At 74.9% G+C, this 15,281-nt stretch carries 18 protein-coding genes and 1 pseudogene; 12 read left to right on the top strand and 7 right to left on the bottom strand.

Going from position 1 to position 15,281, the window contains the following annotated elements; translation table 11 throughout:
• Nucleotides 1-267 precede the first annotated feature (267 nt).
• A complete protein-coding gene (locus ABZ261_RS18460) occupies nt 268-831 on the top strand; it encodes a sigma-70 family RNA polymerase sigma factor (RefSeq protein ID WP_356860350.1) in 564 nt (187 codons plus the stop codon).
• Nucleotides 824-1,873, top strand: coding sequence for a CU044_5270 family protein (locus ABZ261_RS18455; RefSeq protein WP_356860348.1), 1,050 nt, complete (start codon nt 824-826; stop codon nt 1,871-1,873). The genes ABZ261_RS18460 and ABZ261_RS18455 overlap by 8 nt, the downstream gene beginning before the upstream one ends.
• Before the next feature lie 158 nt (nt 1,874-2,031).
• On the opposite strand, the gene ABZ261_RS18450 is transcribed toward ABZ261_RS18455, so the two are convergent.
• Entirely contained in the window at nt 2,032-2,397 is a 366-nt protein-coding gene (locus ABZ261_RS18450; RefSeq protein ID WP_356860346.1) for a nuclear transport factor 2 family protein, read from the bottom strand.
• Nucleotides 2,398-2,566: 169 nt separating this feature from the next.
• Here ABZ261_RS18450 and ABZ261_RS18445 point away from each other — a divergent pair, with 169 nt between their 5' ends.
• From ABZ261_RS18445 to ABZ261_RS18410, 8 genes are all read left to right on the top strand, one after another.
• Nucleotides 2,567-2,860 carry a hypothetical protein gene (locus ABZ261_RS18445; RefSeq protein ID WP_356860344.1) on the top strand — a complete coding sequence of 98 codons (294 nt, stop codon included), beginning with the start codon at nt 2,567-2,569 and terminating at the stop codon, nt 2,858-2,860.
• A 305-nt stretch (nt 2,861-3,165) separates the two neighbouring features.
• Complete coding sequence (locus ABZ261_RS18440; protein WP_356860342.1) at nt 3,166-4,254, top strand: S-(hydroxymethyl)mycothiol dehydrogenase; 1,089 nt, start codon at nt 3,166-3,168, stop codon at nt 4,252-4,254.
• The gene (locus ABZ261_RS18435; RefSeq protein WP_356860340.1) at nt 4,254-4,883 is read left to right on the top strand and encodes an MBL fold metallo-hydrolase; all 630 of its coding nucleotides are present in this window, start codon (nt 4,254-4,256) and stop codon (nt 4,881-4,883) included. Before ABZ261_RS18440 ends, ABZ261_RS18435 begins: the two co-directional genes overlap by 1 nt.
• Before the next feature lie 54 nt (nt 4,884-4,937).
• On the top strand, nt 4,938-5,306 hold the full coding sequence (locus ABZ261_RS18430; protein ID WP_356860338.1) for a DUF4180 domain-containing protein: 369 nt from the start codon (nt 4,938-4,940) through the stop codon (nt 5,304-5,306).
• Between the two features lie 73 nt (nt 5,307-5,379).
• Complete coding sequence (locus ABZ261_RS18425) at nt 5,380-6,294, top strand: SDR family oxidoreductase (RefSeq protein ID WP_356860336.1); 915 nt, start codon at nt 5,380-5,382, stop codon at nt 6,292-6,294.
• Nucleotides 6,295-6,344: 50 nt separating this feature from the next.
• The gene (locus ABZ261_RS18420) at nt 6,345-7,166 is read left to right on the top strand and encodes an SDR family NAD(P)-dependent oxidoreductase (protein WP_356860334.1); all 822 of its coding nucleotides are present in this window, start codon (nt 6,345-6,347) and stop codon (nt 7,164-7,166) included.
• A 164-nt stretch (nt 7,167-7,330) separates the two neighbouring features.
• Nucleotides 7,331-8,026 carry a L,D-transpeptidase gene (locus ABZ261_RS18415; RefSeq protein WP_356860354.1) on the top strand — a complete coding sequence of 232 codons (696 nt, stop codon included), beginning with the start codon at nt 7,331-7,333 and terminating at the stop codon, nt 8,024-8,026.
• Between the two features lie 169 nt (nt 8,027-8,195).
• On the top strand, nt 8,196-8,381 hold the full coding sequence (locus tag ABZ261_RS18410) for a hypothetical protein (RefSeq protein ID WP_356860332.1): 186 nt from the start codon (nt 8,196-8,198) through the stop codon (nt 8,379-8,381).
• A 116-nt stretch (nt 8,382-8,497) separates the two neighbouring features.
• Here ABZ261_RS18410 and ABZ261_RS18405 read toward each other — a convergent pair whose 3' ends face one another.
• The 3 genes from ABZ261_RS18405 to ABZ261_RS18395 form a co-directional block, all read right to left on the bottom strand.
• Nucleotides 8,498-9,883, bottom strand: coding sequence for a S1 family peptidase (locus ABZ261_RS18405; RefSeq protein WP_356860330.1), 1,386 nt, complete (start codon nt 9,881-9,883; stop codon nt 8,498-8,500).
• A gap of 136 nt (nt 9,884-10,019) precedes the next feature.
• The gene (locus ABZ261_RS18400) at nt 10,020-10,847 is read right to left on the bottom strand and encodes an SAM-dependent methyltransferase (protein ID WP_356860328.1); all 828 of its coding nucleotides are present in this window, start codon (nt 10,845-10,847) and stop codon (nt 10,020-10,022) included.
• A gap of 54 nt (nt 10,848-10,901) precedes the next feature.
• Nucleotides 10,902-11,942, bottom strand: coding sequence for a hypothetical protein (locus ABZ261_RS18395; RefSeq protein ID WP_356860326.1), 1,041 nt, complete (start codon nt 11,940-11,942; stop codon nt 10,902-10,904).
• A gap of 25 nt (nt 11,943-11,967) precedes the next feature.
• Between ABZ261_RS18395 and ABZ261_RS18390 the strand changes: the two are divergent.
• Nucleotides 11,968-12,225 (top strand): annotated as a pseudogene (locus ABZ261_RS18390) (pyridoxal phosphate-dependent aminotransferase); the annotation flags it as partial.
• Nucleotides 12,226-12,283: 58 nt separating this feature from the next.
• On the top strand, nt 12,284-12,670 hold the full coding sequence (locus tag ABZ261_RS18385; RefSeq protein ID WP_356860324.1) for a PPOX class F420-dependent oxidoreductase: 387 nt from the start codon (nt 12,284-12,286) through the stop codon (nt 12,668-12,670).
• A gap of 84 nt (nt 12,671-12,754) precedes the next feature.
• Here the strand turns inward: ABZ261_RS18385 and ABZ261_RS18380 are convergent, their stop codons facing one another.
• The 3 genes from ABZ261_RS18380 to ABZ261_RS18370 form a co-directional block, all read right to left on the bottom strand.
• Nucleotides 12,755-13,171 carry a zinc ribbon domain-containing protein gene (locus tag ABZ261_RS18380; RefSeq protein ID WP_356860322.1) on the bottom strand — a complete coding sequence of 139 codons (417 nt, stop codon included), beginning with the start codon at nt 13,169-13,171 and terminating at the stop codon, nt 12,755-12,757.
• Nucleotides 13,172-13,330: 159 nt separating this feature from the next.
• Complete coding sequence (locus tag ABZ261_RS18375; RefSeq protein WP_356860320.1) at nt 13,331-14,083, bottom strand: TetR family transcriptional regulator; 753 nt, start codon at nt 14,081-14,083, stop codon at nt 13,331-13,333.
• Nucleotides 14,084-14,222: 139 nt separating this feature from the next.
• Nucleotides 14,223-15,248 (bottom strand): Gfo/Idh/MocA family oxidoreductase, encoded by a 1,026-nt coding sequence (locus ABZ261_RS18370; RefSeq protein WP_356860318.1) that lies wholly within the window; start codon nt 15,246-15,248, stop codon nt 14,223-14,225.
• Between the last annotated feature and the right edge of the window lie 33 nt (nt 15,249-15,281).

Raw genomic sequence — 15,281 nt, 5'->3', positions numbered from 1 at the left:
ACCTGCAGACCCGGCCGGGCCAGCTCGGCGCGCATGAGCAGCGCCATCACGCCACCGATCAGGAAGAACGCGAACGACGTCGCCAGATACAGCGTTCCGATCGTCTTGTGGTCGGTGCTGGTGAGCCACTGCACGGCCCTGGTGTCTTGGATCCTGTTCACGCCCCGGCTGTGTCCGCGCCCGGGCCGCACGTCACACTCGGACCGTGCGAGGAGCATCACGCGGGAAGGGTGTGACGAGCCGGGGGGTGCCGGACACCAACGGAGCATGAGCAACGACGATGCCTTCGCCGCTGCCTATCGCGAGCACTACTGGGCGGTCAGCCGCTACGTCGCGAGGCGGCTGCAGGGGCGGCCCGACGAGGTCGAGGAAGTGGTGGCGGAGGTGTTCGCGGTCGCCTGGCGGCGCCGCGGCGACCTGCCGGCCACCCCGCTGCCCTGGCTGTACGGGGTGGCCCGCAACTGCCTGGCCAACGCGGTACGCGGCTACGGGCGCCGGCGCCGGCTGGTGGACCGGCTCGGCAACGACGAGGCCGCGCACGGCCGGCACATCGCGGCCGGCCCCGGCGCGGAGACGCCGGGCGGCTGGGTGCACGAGGCCCTGGACCGGCTCTCCCCGGCCGACCGGGAGGTGCTGCGTCTCGCCGCCTGGGAGGAGCTGGACGCCGAGCAGATCGCGGTCGCCCTCGGCTGCGGCCGGCGTGCGGCGGCGATGCGCCTGCACCGGGCCCGCCGCCGGCTGCGGGCCGAGATCGACCGCCTGCGGGCCCCGGCCCCGCGGCCCGTGCCCCCGGTCGACGCCACCCCACGCAAGGACCCCCGCCATGCCTGACGAACTCGAACTGCTGCGCCGCGCCAACCCGGTGCCGGGCGACGGCCCGCGCTTCGGCGACGGCCCGCTGGACCACCGCGCCGAGCGCCGTCTGGAGCGGCTCCTCAGCCGGCCCCCCGCACCCCGCCCCGCCTCCCGTGCCCGGTGGCCCGCCGCGGTCCGCCGGCTGTCCGCGGTCGCCTCCCGTGTCCGGTTCCGTCCCGCCCCCCGGCCCCGGCCGCTGTGGGCCCTGACCGCCACCGGCCTCGTCCTGGCGACCGTGCTGGCCGCCCTGCTCGGCGGGCCGGACACCCAGCCCGCCGTCGCCGCGCCCCGGCCGCTGGCCGTCCGCGCCCACTCCACCGCCGTACCGCTGGACGAGATGGCCCGGCTGGCCGCGGCGGCCGCCGCCGGCGGCACCCCGCGCCTGCGCAAGGGCACGCACGTGCAGTCGTGGAGCCTCGGCATGAGCGACGGCGAGCCGCCCGTGACGCTGCCCCAGGAACGCGTGGTGCGCTGGCGGGCGGACGGCAGCCGCACCGAGGTGGTCGTCGCGACCGACCCGCGCCGTCCCGGCCGCCCCGTCGTCACCGACGCGGGCGGCGAACCGCGCCCGGTCGAGGACGGCCACGTGCTCAGCCGCCGGACCTACCCGCCGAGCTGGAGCGACGCCCCGCCCGAGGCGCCCCCGCCGCACACCGCGCCCGCCCTGCGTGCCTACCTGGCCGAAACGGTGCGCGCCGGCACCCTGGACACCGGCGAACTGCTCCTCGCCGTGGAGGAGTTGCTGGGCCACTGGACTCTCGGCGCCCGCGAGACGGCGGCCCTGGTGTGGGTCCTCGCGGACGCCCGGGGAATACGGCCCGCCGGGCAGGTCACCGACCGGCTCGGACGGCCCGGGCAGGCGTACGTGTACGAGGCACCCGGCGGCGCCCGCCGGATGCTGATCCTCGATCCGCGCACCGGGACCGTCCTCGGCCTGGAGACCACGTTCACCCGGGACGAACCCCGGTACGGCGTGCGGGCCGGCGACGTCATGCAGTACAGCGCCTGGCTGCGCTGACCCCGGCCGGGCGCGCCCCGGACGCGTCGCGGCGCGCCGGGCGCCGCGGGCCGCCGGGCGGCCCGGGGCGGAGCGGCGGGGAGAGGGCCCAGGCCGGTCGGGCGGCGGCCCGGACCCGTGCGACCTCCTTTCCGGTGGCCCGCCGTACCCGGCCGGCCCTACTCGTCCCAGGCCTGGACGACGAGCTGGTCGGCGATCTTGCCGTCCCGCAGGGTGACCATCGACTCGGCCAGGACGCGCGTGCCGTCCGGGTACTCGCAGGACTCGCTGTAGGCGGCGTGATCGCCCTGGACCACGCACTGCTCCATCCGGTGCGTCATGTCGCGGCTGTAGATGTCGTCCAGCAGCTCGGCGATCCTGGCCCGGCCGTGCAGGACCGTGGGGTGGCTGGGCTGGCTGTCGCGGTCGACGATGCGGATCTCCGCGTCGTCCGTGTACATCGACAGCAGGGTGTCGCCGGTGTCGCCCTCGATGGCCCGGCGCAACGCCTCGGTGTCGAAGGCGGAGCCTGTCTCGGTGCCCATGGTGACCTCCTTCGGGCGTCCGCGGCCCGACGGGAGCGGGCCGCTCGGGCCCCACCTCCGAGACTCCTCCGCCCCGGAGGCCGCGGCAAGCGCGGCCGCCGCTCCACCTCACGGGTGAGTGCGGGCCGCCGCCCGTGTCCGGCCGGGTTCCGCACCCGTTGCTGAAGGCATGATCTCAACACGACGCATCGCCTCCGCCCTCGCGCTGGCCGCCGGGGTCGCCGGCCTCGCCGCCCCCGCGGCGAACGCGGCCGGGTCCGCCGCACCGCTCACTGGGGAGACCGGCGCCCTGACCGTGCTCGACTCGCTCGCCGTCACCGGCATCCCGGAACCGCAGCGGGACCAGGTCCCGCGGGTCAGCGAGCAGCTGCAGGAGCTGGAGCACCTGCGCGACCTGGGCCAGGTGGGGCAGGTCCTGGCCCCCGCCGCCCCGGTGCGCGGTCCGGTGTCCGGCATCGGCTGACCCGGCGCGGGACGCGAGGGCCGTCCCGCCCGGGACGGCCCTCGCGCCCCGCCCGGCCCCGCGGCCCTCGGACGCGGCGCCCGGACCGGGCCGGCGTACCCGCCCCGCGGCGGCACCGCCTCCCCCCTTCCCCGAGCGGCGCGGAACCCCGCGCACGCCTCCCTGCAGCGCGTCCCCCGCTGCCGCTGCCGCCGCCGTGCGGAGCGCGCCGGAAAGATCCACCGGTCATCGCCGTGGCCCGCCCCGCTGCCGATCGGGCGCGCGTAGGGTCGGCAGCGAAGGCACACGAGGGAAGGGGCCAGGACATGGCGCAGGAAGTACGCGGCGTGATCGCACCGGGGAAGGACGAGCCCGTACGGGTCGAGACGATCGTGGTCCCGGACCCGGGGCCGGGCGAGGCAGTCGTACGCGTGCAGGCCTGCGGCGTCTGCCACACCGATCTGCACTACAAGCAGGGCGGTATCTCGGACGACTTCCCCTTCCTGCTCGGCCACGAGGCCTCCGGCACGGTGGAGTCGGTCGGCGAGGGCGTCACCGACGTCGCCCCCGGCGACTTCGTCGTCCTCAACTGGCGCGCGGTGTGCGGACAGTGCCGGGCGTGTCTGCGCGGGCGGCCCTGGTACTGCTTCGGCACCCACAACGCACGGCAGAGGATGACGCTCGCCGCCACCGGGCAGGAACTCTCCCCGGCCCTGGGCATCGGGGCGTTCGCCGAGAAGACGCTGGTGGCGGCCGGCCAGTGCACCAAGGTGGACCCGGCCGTCTCCCCGGCGGTCGCGGGGCTGCTGGGCTGCGGGGTGATGGCCGGCATCGGCGCCGCCCTCAACACCGGAGGGGTCGGCCGGGGCGACTCGGTCGCCGTGATCGGCTGCGGCGGTGTCGGCGGCGCGGCCGTCGCCGGGTCGCGCCTGGCCGGGGCGGCGAAGATCATCGCCGTGGACATCGACGACCGCAAACTGGAGAAGGCGCGCACGCTGGGCGCCACCCACACGGTCAACTCCCGGCAGGCCGACCCGGTCGACGCCGTCCGCGAGCTGACCGGCGGCTTCGGCGCCGACGTCGTCATCGAGGCCGTCGGCCGCCCCGAGACCTACCGGCAGGCCTTCTACGCCCGCGATCTCGCCGGCACCGTCGTCCTCGTCGGCGTCCCGACCCCGGAGATGAAGCTCGAACTGCCGCTGCTCGACGTCTTCGGCCGCGGCGGCGCCCTCAAGTCCTCCTGGTACGGCGACTGCCTGCCCTCCCGTGACTTCCCCATGCTCGTCGACCTGCACCTCCAGGGCCGCCTGCCGCTCGACGCGTTCGTCACCGAGACCGTACGGCTGGACGAGGTGGAGCAGGCGTTCGAGCGGATGCACCACGGCGACGTGCTGCGCTCGGTGGTGGTGCTGTGATGGCCGCCCGCATCGAACGCCTCGTCACCTCCGGGCAGTTCACCCTGGACGGCGGCACCTGGGACGTCGACAACAACGTGTGGCTCGTCGGCGACGACCACGAGGTGATCGTGATCGACGCCGCCCACGACGCCGCCGCCGTCGCCCGTGCCGTCGGCGACCGCCGCCTCGCCGCGATCGTCTGCACCCACGCCCACAACGACCACATCAACGCGGCGACGGAACTGGCCGACCGCACCGGCGCCCACATCTGGCTGCACCCCGACGACCTGCCGCTGTGGCGGCTCACCCACCCCGGCCGGGACCCCGACCGGCACCTGCGCGACGGGCAGGTCATCGAGGCCGCCGGCGCCGACCTCACCGTCCTGCACACCCCCGGACACGCGCCGGGAGCCGTCTGCCTGTACGACCCCGGCCTCGGCGTCGTGTTCACCGGCGACACCCTCTTCCAGGGCGGCCCGGGCGCGACCGGACGCTCCTACTCCCACTTCCCGACGATCATCGCCTCGATCCGTGACCGGCTCCTCGGCCTCCCGCCTCACACGCAGGTCCTCACCGGCCACGGAGACGCCACGACCATCGGCGCGGAGGCGCCCCACCTGGAGGAGTGGATCGCGCGCGGGCACTGACGGGAGCCGGAAACCGCAGGCGGGCGACGCCGTGGCGGACCTAGGATCACGCGCATGACCGCACAGACGATCGACATCCGCCACGGCGTGCGCGTCCTGCGCTGCGCCCCCGACGGCCCGCTCCTCGACGGCGAGAGCGCGGCGCTCGACCTGATCGGCGACGCGCTCGGGCAGGACGCCGGGCTGGTCGCCGTGCCCGTGGAGCGGATCGCCGGCGACTTCTTCCGGCTGCGGTCCGGCGTCGCGGGCGCCGTCGTCCAGAAGTTCGCCGTCTACCGGCTGCGCCTCGCCGTCCTCGGCGACGTCTCCGCGCAGGTCGCGCGGAGCACCGCCCTGCGGGACTTCGTCCGCGAGTGCAACCGGGGCGACCAGCTGTGGTTCCTCGCGGACGAAGCGGAGCTCGACGAGCGACTGCGCGGATGAAAGCCGACAGGAGTTGTCCGGTTTCCCGGTGAGAGTGGGGGCGGCAGCAGTACCACCGCACAGGAGGCCGGACATGTCAGGACCGCTCGAGGGCAGGGTCGCACTGGTGGCGGGGGCCACCCGGGGAGCCGGCCGCGGCATCGCCGTGGAACTGGGCGCGGCCGGCGCCACCGTCTACGTCACCGGCCGCAGCACCCGCGCCCGCCGCTCGGAGTACGACCGCCCCGAGACCATCGAGGACACCGCCGACCTCGTCACCGCCGCGGGCGGTCGGGGCGTCGCCGTGGCGGCCGACCACCTGGACAGGTCCGCGGTACGGGACCTGGTGGCCCGCATCGCGGACGAGCAGGGGCGGCTGGACGTCCTCGTCAACGACGTCTGGGGCGGCGAGAAGCTCTTCGAGTGGGACACCCCGGTGTGGGAGCACGACCTCGACAACGGCCTCCGGCTCCTCCGGCTCGGCGTCGAGACCCACGCCGTCACCAGCCACTACGCCCTGCCGCTCCTGCTGCGGCGCCCGGGCGGCCTCGTCGTGGAGGTCACCGACGGCACCGCCGACCACAACCGCGACACCTACCGCGTGAACCTGTTCTACGACCTCGCCAAGGCGTCCGTGCTGCGCATGGCCTTCGCCCTCGGCCACGAACTCGGGCCGCGCGGCGCCACCGCCGTCGCGCTCACCCCCGGCTGGATGCGCTCCGAGATCATGCTCGACGCGTACGGCGTCCGAGAGGACAACTGGCGGGACGCCCTGGAGCGGGAACCGCACTTCGCGATCTCCGAGACCCCGCGCTTCACCGGCCGGGCCGTCGCCGCGCTCGCCGCCGACCCCGACGTGGCCCGGTTCAACGGGCAGTCGCTCTCCAGCGGCGGCCTCGCCCGGGTGTACGGCTTCACGGACCTGGACGGCAGCCGGCCGGACGCCTGGCGGTACCTGGTGGAGGTGCAGAACGCGGGCAGACCGGCCGATGTCACCGGATACCGGTGAGGATCGCCGAAACGGCCTGCGGCCACCGCCGCCGGCCGTACGGTCGGCCCATGACCGATCCCACTCGCTTCGCAGGACACGGAGTACTCGTCACGGGCGCCGGCCGCGGCATCGGCGCCGCGGTGGCCCGGCGGCTCGCCGAGGAGGGCGGCCGCGTCCTGGTCACCGACCGGGACCTGCCGGAGGCCGAGCGGACCGCGTCCGACATGCGCCGCCGGGGCCTGGCCGCCGAGGCGTTCGCCTGCGACGTGGCCGACCGCGACGCCGTCGAGGCGGCCGTCGCCCGCGCCGTCGCCGTCTTCGGCTCCCTCGACGTGCTGGTCAACAGCGCCGCCTGCTGCAGCCCGGACGTCCCGCTCTTCGAGGACGACCCCGACGAGGCGTGGGCCCGCGACCTCGACGTCACCCTCACCGGGGCCTACCGCTGCTGCCGTGCCGCGCTGCCGCACCTGGCCGCCTCCGGACGCGGGGCGATCGTGAGCATCGGCTCCGTCAACGGCCTGCAGGACTTCGGCAACCACGCCTACAGCGCCGCCAAGGCCGGTCTCGGCTCCCTCACCCGCACCCTCGCCGGGCACGCGGCGGCCCGCGGGGTACGGGTCAACCTCGTGGCGCCGGGCACGGTCCGCACCTCGGCGTGGGAGGGCCGCGAGGCGGAACTCGAGGCCGTCCGCCCCCTGTACCCGCTCGGCCGGATCGGCGAGCCGCAGGACATCGCCGCCGCGGTCGCCTTCCTCGCCTCGCGCGACGCCGCCTGGATCACCGGCACGACGCTGGTGGTCGACGGCGGCCTCACCGCCGTCAACACCGGCTTCCGCGCGGCCCTCGAACGCCCGCGCGCCCCGCGGAACCCGCCCTCCGGGCAACTCTGAGCGGCCCGGCCCGCGGTGACGAGTTCACCGTTTCGTCACAGCATGACCGGAACCACAACCATCGGCGGCCGGGCCGGGTCTAGTAGTCCGCAGGCGCGGGAACCGCGATGGGGAGCACCGGGGGAGGCCCTGGGCGCACCAGGGGAACAGGGGAAGAGGTCATGATGGGCGTCACACACAGACGAGGGGTCGTCGCAGCGGGGGTCACGGGACTGGTGGCGCCGCTCGCGCTGGCCTTCACCGCGGCGCCGGCGCAGGCCGCGAGCTGCACCACGCAGACCGGGCCGTACCAGAAGCAGGTGGAGAAGTTCCTGGGCCGGCCGGTCGACGGCAAGCAGTCGGCCGCCGACTGCAAGGCCGTGCAGGCCTTCCAGAACAAGCACGGCATCACCCCCGCCATCGGCTACGCCGGGCCGGTCACCTGGGGTGTGATGGACCTGATGAACAAGCAGAAGGCCGTCGGGAACAAGCCGAACAAGGACGGCAAGTGCCCGGTGAACAAGGGCCGCATCGCCTGCGTGAACCTCACGCTGCAGCTCAGCTGGATCCAGGACGGCAGCCGGCTGGTCTACGGCCCGGTGCCGGTGCGCACCGGACGCGACGGCTACGAGACCCGCACCGGTCTGAAGAAGGTCTACTGGCGTGACATCGACCACGTCTCGACCCTCTACAACGTGCCCATGCCCTACAGCCAGTTCTTCGACGGCGGCCAGGCGTTCCACTCGGTGGGCCTGAGCATGTGGAACCCGCCGGGCTCGCACGGCTGCGTCAACATGACCACGAAGGACGCGCAGAAGTACTGGTCGCTGCTGAAGAAGGGCGACGACGTCTACGTGTACGGCCGCAAGCCGGGCACCTGATCAGCGGCCGGTCCCGGCGCCCCCCGAGAGCCCTCCCGGCGGCCGGGACCGGCGGCCGGGCCCCGTCCCGCGGCAGCCTCCGGCCACCGCACCGACGTGATGAGCAACACGGTCCGAAATGTCCGTATCGGGGGGTATTTACTCACAGCGCCTTCACGTCGACCGGCATATGCTTCACAGCATGTCCACCACTGTTGAAGCCGTCACCGAGCGATCGGCCGCGGAGGTCAACGAGGAGATCCGGGCCCTGTGGCGCCGGTCGGGCGGGACACTGACCACCGAGCAGCGCGCGGAGTACCAGCGCCTCGTGATGGAGTGGGCCGCCGCGGCCCCGCAGTCGCACCGGGCGGCCTGACACCGGACCGCCCGCGCACCGCGCCGCCCAGGGCGCCCGTCGCGCACGGGAGTCCTTCTCGTGGGACCTCCGGCCCCGGCGCCGAGCCGGGGCCTGTCGCCGCTTCGCCGCCCCGCTCACCCCCACGTCGCCGAGTAGTACCGCTGGTACGCCCTGCGGTCCTGCTCGGTCCGGATGTACCGGGTGGCGACCAGCGCGATCAGACTGCCCGCGATCACCAGCAGACCGGGCCCGATGTTCCGGGTGTCCGTCAGCCGCGACAGCAGGGTCCTGCCCTCCGGCGCGCCGGTGACCGGCGCCGAGGAGCCCGGCGAGGCGGCGCTGGGGGTCATCCCGCCCTGGCCCGCGGAGCCCGCCGGCGCCGGAGAGGGCGCCCCGCTCCGGTCGCCCCCCGCGCCGCCCGCGTTCTGCGCCGACACGATCAGCCGCACCCCGAGCGCCGACATCGCCTTGGTCACCGGCTGGAAGAACGTCGTCCCTCCCGTCCTGCAGTCGCCGTTGCCGCCCGACGTGATGCCGAGCGCGATGCCCTCGGAGAACAACGGGCCGCCGCTGTCGCCCGGTTCGGCGCAGACGTCGGTCTCGACGAGTCCGGTGACCGTGCCCTCCGGATAGTTGACCGTCGCGTTCAGCGCGGTGACCCGGCCGTCGCGCAGACCGCTGGTGCTGCCGCTGCGGAACACCCGCTGCCCCACCGCCGGATCGGCCGCCCCCGTGATCCGCACCCCCTTGCCCCCGCCGGTCGCGACCACGTCGGCGCCCGGGCCGGCCTTGCCGGAGGCGTACTGGACGAGGGAGAAGTCACTGCCGGGGAAAGCGCTGTTCACGGTCGCGCCGAGCTGCCGGTCGCCCTGGCCGTCGGCGAACCAGACGGCTCCGGCGGGCCCGCAGTGGCCGGCCGTGAGGATGAAGTCGGACCGTCCGTCGGTGACGTTGAAGCCGGCCGAGCAGCGACCGCCGGCCGACAGGATCGGCTGGGCGCCGTTCAGCCGGGTGGTGAAGGCGCCCTCGGTGCGTTCCATCTGCACGAAACCGCCGATCCGCGCGGCGACCCGGGTCAGCCGCGACCAGTCCCCGGCGGACACGGTGCGGTCCCCCTTCACCACGACCCGGTTGCCGCGGTAGTCCACCGCCCACGCCGTGCCCGGCACCCGCGGGGCCGAACGCAGCGTCGCCGTGGCTGACTTCAGCTCGTCCATGCTGTGGGAGACGACCTTCGCCTCGGCCCCGGCCCTCCTGACCGCCCGCGCCGCCGCGTCGTCGGTCACCGCCACGACCGGACGCCCGTCGGCGCCGACCCAGTTGCCCGCCGTGCGCGCGGTGCCGAGCCGCGCCACCAGGGCGGTGCCGGTGTCCCCGGCCGAGCCGAGCGGACGTGCGGAGGCGGGCGGTGGCTCGCTCGCCATGGCCGCCTCGGCGACCATCGCCCCTCCCAGGAGGAGACCGCCGACCGCCGCCAGCCGTGTCACTCGCCGGACGACCCGTCGTCGTGCGTGCCGCATGCATGGCTCCCCTGGCCGAACCCGAACGCGCGCCGCCCTCTCGGCGGCGCGGAGCCCTCGCGTGGTCGAGGGCCCGCTCCTCCATACGGGTCCCGGGGCCGGGGCGTTCACCGCCGGCGGTGAACACCGTGCGCGGTCAGCGCTTGCGGGCGACCCCGCCGAACATGGCGACCTCCTCCGGCTCCGGCCCGCCGCCCTCCGGCCGCCAGCGCGAGCAGGACACCACCCCCGGCTCCAGCAGCTCCAGACCGTCGAAGAACCGGGCGACCTGCTCGGGGGTGCGCTGGGTCAGCTTCGGGGTGCCGTGCTCGTTCCAGAACTTCACCGCCTCGTCCACGTCCGGCATCGTCGGGCTGGTGACGGTGTGCGACAGCACCAGGTGGCTGCCCGACGGCAGCCGGTCGGTCAACTGCCGCACCAGACCGTACGGGTCCTCGTCGTCGCCGATGAAGATGACCACGCCGAGCAGCATCAGCGCCACCGGCTTGCTGAAGTCCAGCGTCCTCTCGGCGTGTTCGAGAACGGCGTCGACGTTGCGCAGGTCCTCGTCCAGGTAGTCGGTACGGCCCTCGGGCGTGCTCGTCAGCAGGGCACGCGCGTGCGCCAGGACGAGCGGGTCGTTGTCGACGTACACGATCCTCGACTCCGGCGCGAGGCGCTGCGCGACCTCATGGGTGTTGTCGGCGGTGGGCAGCCCGGTGCCGATGTCCAGGAACTGCCGGATGCCCTCCTCGGCGACCAGGTGCCGTACGGCACGGCCGAGGAACAGCCGGTCGGCCCGCGCGTACTCCCCGATGCCCGGGTGCAGTCGGCGGATCTGGTCGCCGGCCGCCCGGTCGACCTCGTAGTTGTCCTTGCCGCCGAGCCAGTAGTTCCAGATCCGGGCGGTGTGCGGCTGGCCGGTGTTGATACGGGCGCGCAGCGACGCGGCCACGTCGTTGGTGGCTGCCGGGTTGTCGGTCACGTGGGTCAGCTCCTGTGGGATGCCGGGCGGGAGTTACACCGTTCAAGACGCAATCTAGACGCCCGAGTTGATCTCCGTCGCGCGCCCCGGGCCGTTCGCCGCCGGAGCCAGCCGGGACCAGCTGCGCTCGTCGCCCCACACCGACCCCGCGGCCACGTACGGCCGCAGGCATGCGGTGAGGTCCGCGTCCCCGCGGCCGGCCAGCTCGTCGGACGCGATCCTGCGGGCGATGCCGGCCAGGAAGTCGGCGATCTGCACCCGGGCGTCGTCCCGGGAATCGACCAGCCGCAGCCCGCCGAGCCCGATCCCGTCCCGCCGCGCGGCCTGCACGAGCCGGGCGATCCGCCCCGGCGTCAGCGCGTTCTGCCGGTCGTGCACCAGCACGACCGTCCGGCCGCCGGCGCTCCAGTGGGCCGCCGTCAGCCGGATCGCCGGGAACAGCGGGTTGAGCACCGGGAACAGCGCAGGCACGGACCGCGTCCGGGCGAGGTAGGCATCCGCGTGCGCCCGGCCCGCCGCGAGGCGCCGCAGGACCGACGCCGCCTCCGCCTCCGGGTGCGCCCGCACCAGGGCGTCCACGGTCCGGAAGAACGGCTCGCCGCTCGGCGCGGGGTCTGCGCCGTGGCGGACGCGCAGCAGCCCGTTGGCGGCCGCCAGGAACTCCCGCCACCCCTCCTCCCCGAACGCGTCCGGCCCCTGCCGGAACAGCGGGACGGCGTCCGCCGGGTCCCCGAGCAGCAGTCCCACGGTCCGGTCCACCAGGAGGAACGCCTTCTCCGTCAGAAGCACCCGGGCCCGCCCGTGGATCGGCCCGCCCGGCGCCAGCAGCCACTCCAGCACCGCCCGGTGCTTCTCCCGCAGCAGATGGTTCGCCTTGTACTCCTCGGCGGGCGAGCGGATCCGCCGCCGGATCTCCGCGACGCACTCCGCGGCCACGTCGACCGGCAGCGCCACACTGGCGTGCGCGAACACGTCGGTGTTCCCGCCGACCAGGTTCTCCCCGTCCGAACCGGACTCGTCGCAGGCGATCTCCGGCAAGCGGCCCGCCGCCGCCCCGTGCCGCCCGCCCGTCCCGTCGGCCCCGTCTCCGCTCACGCCACGACCCCCTGTCTTGAGCCCCATGACCAGCATCCCGCACGGCGCGCCCGGCGAACCGGATCCGCTGCGCGCGCTCGGCCTGGAGCGGCTGCGACGCCGTACGGGCATGAAGTGGCGCACCTGCCCCGAGGACGTGCTGCCGCTGTGGGTGGCCGAGATGGACGTCCCGCTCGCGGAACCCGTCGTCCGCGCCGTCACCGACGCGCTCGCCGCCGAGCGGTGGAGCTGGGACGGGGTCGCCGTCGAGCGCGCCGCGCTCGTCCCGGACGTGATGCTCGGCGCCGGTCCCGGGTCTGCGGCCCTCCCCGGGCGGCGCGCGGGCTTCTAGACTGCCGGGCATGGACGACACGCGGCTCGACCGGCTCGGCTCCGGCAAGTACCTGCTGGTCACCAGCTACCGCAAGAACGGCACCCCGGTCGCCACCCCGGTGTGGGTGGTCCGGGACGGCGGCGCCCTCGGCGTGTGGACGGCCGCCGACAGCTGGAAGGTCAAGCGGATCCGGCAGCGCCCCGGCGTCCTCGTCGGACCCTGCGACGTGCGCGGCAACCCCACCGGCGACCAGCAGCCGGCCACCGCCGAGATCACCGACCCGGTCACCACCGACCGCTATCGCGCCCTCATCGCCCGCAAGTACGGCCTCCTCGGCCGTCTCACCCTGCTGGGCAGCCGGCTGCGGCGCGGAAAGGACGGCACGGTCGGGATCCGGGTGACCCTCGCCGAGTAGGGCCCCCCGCGACCGGGCTGCGGGACGGGGACTGCGAGGCGAAGGACCCGGGGTCGTGCGCCGCGGCGTCGCGGTGTCGGGGCGTCAGGTCCAGGCCCGGTACGGCTCGTCCACGAGCTGGAAGACGGGCTCACCGCGCACCGGGTCCTCGGCGGTGGTCAGCCGGACCCGGTCCCCGCTGTGGATCCCGACCGGCGGGCCCATGACCCGGCCCCGTACGACGAACCCCTCGGCCATCTCGATCAGCGACACATTGCGCGCGGCGGGCGTGTTGCGGTGCACCACGGTCGAGTGCCGCACCGTGCCGACGCCCTCGCTGCGCTCCGTGCGCAGCTCGCTGCCCTGGCACACCGGACACAGCAGCCGGTGGTAGGTCGCGGTGCCGCACCAGGTGCAGCGCTGGAAGAGGAGGGCGTCCTGGGAGTCCGCGGAGGCGGGATCGAGAACACCCGCCGCGGAACCGGCCGCCGGTTGCGAGGTGCTTGCTGAGTGGTGGAACACGCTGGTCAACTCCCTGCGCTGGGCCGGAATCCCGCGTGCCGGGGCGGGCCGTGCACGCGTGTGCGCGAGTGCCGTGCCGCCGCGCACGCCGACAGGGTATGGCACTGAGTGTCACTCGTAAAGACACTCCGTACCACACGTCGGCGGCAGCCGCACGCGTCAGGCGCGCCCGAGCGCCGTCTCCAGCTCCTGCACCATCCGCCACAGCGGCGCGTCCCGGCGGGACACCAGCACCACCACGTCGTCCGGCCCGGACCGCCCTGCCGGCTCACCGTCCCGCACCGGCCCCGCCCAGACCGGCGCCGCCGGGGCGCCCGCCGGCCGGCCGAACGTCTCCTGCACGTACCCGAGCGCGTGGTCCACCGCGGCGCCCGGGTCGCCCGTGCCGCCCGACCGCAGCCAGGACCGCAGGGCGTTGTTGTGGGCGGCGACCACCGCGGTCGCGATCACGTCGGCGCGCAGCGTCCCGTCCGGCCGTCCGGCGAACCGGCCGCGCAGATACTCGGCGAGCGCGCGCTCGTAGCGCCACACCACCGACAACTCGTAGGCGCGCAGGCCCGGAACCTGCCGGGTCAGGCGGTAGCGCTGCACGGAGAAGGCGGGGTTCTCGGCGTACATCCGCAGCACGAGCCGGGCCGCGTCGCACACCCGCCGCACCGGATCGTGCTCCGGGCCGCCGGCCGCGAGGAAGGCGGTCATGTCGGCGAGGCAGCGCTCGTGGTCGGGGAAGACCACGTCCTCCTTGGTGGGGAAGTACCGGAAGAAGGACCGCCGGCCGACCCCGGCCAGCGCCACGATGTCGTCCACGGTGGTCCGTTCGTACCCGTGCCGGAGGAAGAGCCGGAACGCCGCCTCCACCAGGGCGTCCCGCATCGGCGGCTTCGCGGCCGGCGCCGCGGTGCTGGAGCTCATGGACGGGAACGTAGCACCCGGAACCGGCCGCGTGGCACCCCGTGCAGCGCAGCTGCCGATCCGGGGGGACTGAGTGCTGTCCAGGCGTCCGCAGCCGCCCTCCCCCCGTGCCCGCGACGCCGCTCCGGGCGGGCGGCGGCTATCGCGGCGGCGCCGCGTACAGGCGCGGGCGCGGAGGGAGGTCGACGGTCACCCGGGCGCCGGTCCCCAGCGCCCTGACCCCCGCCTCGGCGACGACGGAGGCCGCGTAGCCGTCCCACACGTCGGGCCCGGTGACCTGCCCGCGCCGGGCCGCGTCGACCCAGGCCTGCACCTCGCGGTCGTAGGCGTCGGCGAACCGGACGAGATAGTCCTGCGGCACCTCCTCCCGGGCGCTGCCCCGGGCGGTGACCACCATGGTGTGCCCCTCGCCGATCCGGGCGCTGCCCGCCTCGCACACGGCCTCGCAGCGCACCTGGTAGCCGAAACCGCAGTTGACGAAGACCTCGACGTCCACCAGCGCGCCCCGCTCGGTCTCGAACAGCACGAACTGCGGGTCGGCCAGCCCCGCGGGCGCGCCCGCGGACGGCGCCGGCCGCAGCACGGTGACCGCCGTCAGTTCCTGCCCGAGCAGCCAGCGTGCCGCGTCGATCTCGTGCGAGACCGAGCTGTCGATCAGCATGGCGCTGGTGAATCCGGCGGGGGAGGAGACGTTGCGATGGGTGCAGTGCAGCATCAGGGGCCGGCCCAGGCCGCCCGCGTCCAGCAGCGCCTTCAGCCGGCGGTACTCGGTGTCGTAGCGGCGCATGAAGCCGATCTGCGCCAGCCGGCGGCCGGTCCGCGCCTCGGCCTCCACGACCCGCAACGCGCCTGTGGGGTCCGGCACCATGGGCTTCTCGCACAGCACCGGCAGCCCACGGGCGAAGGCGGCGAGCAGCGCCTCCTCGTGCGCGGGGCCGGGGGAGGCGATCAGAACCGCGTGCACGCCGGGCGCGTCCAGAGCGGCCGGCGGATCGGTGTGCACGGTGACTCCGGCGAGGCCCGCGGCCGCTTCCCCGGCCCGGTCGGCGTCCGGATCGGCCACGGCCGCGACCCTCGCTCCGCTGACCACCCGGTCGAGACGTCGTATGTGGTCCGCCCCCATGTGCCCGGCCCCCAGTACCGCCACGCCCAGCAGCTCACCCATGTGCGCCTCCCTGCCGTCGGCGCCCTCCGGCGA

The sequence above is a fragment of the Streptomyces sp. NPDC006193 genome (assembly GCF_040613915.1).
Taxonomy (GTDB): domain Bacteria; phylum Actinomycetota; class Actinomycetes; order Streptomycetales; family Streptomycetaceae; genus Streptomyces.
The sequence above is the reverse complement of the archived record's forward strand: the minus strand, read 5'-3'. Positions and strand labels throughout refer to the sequence as shown.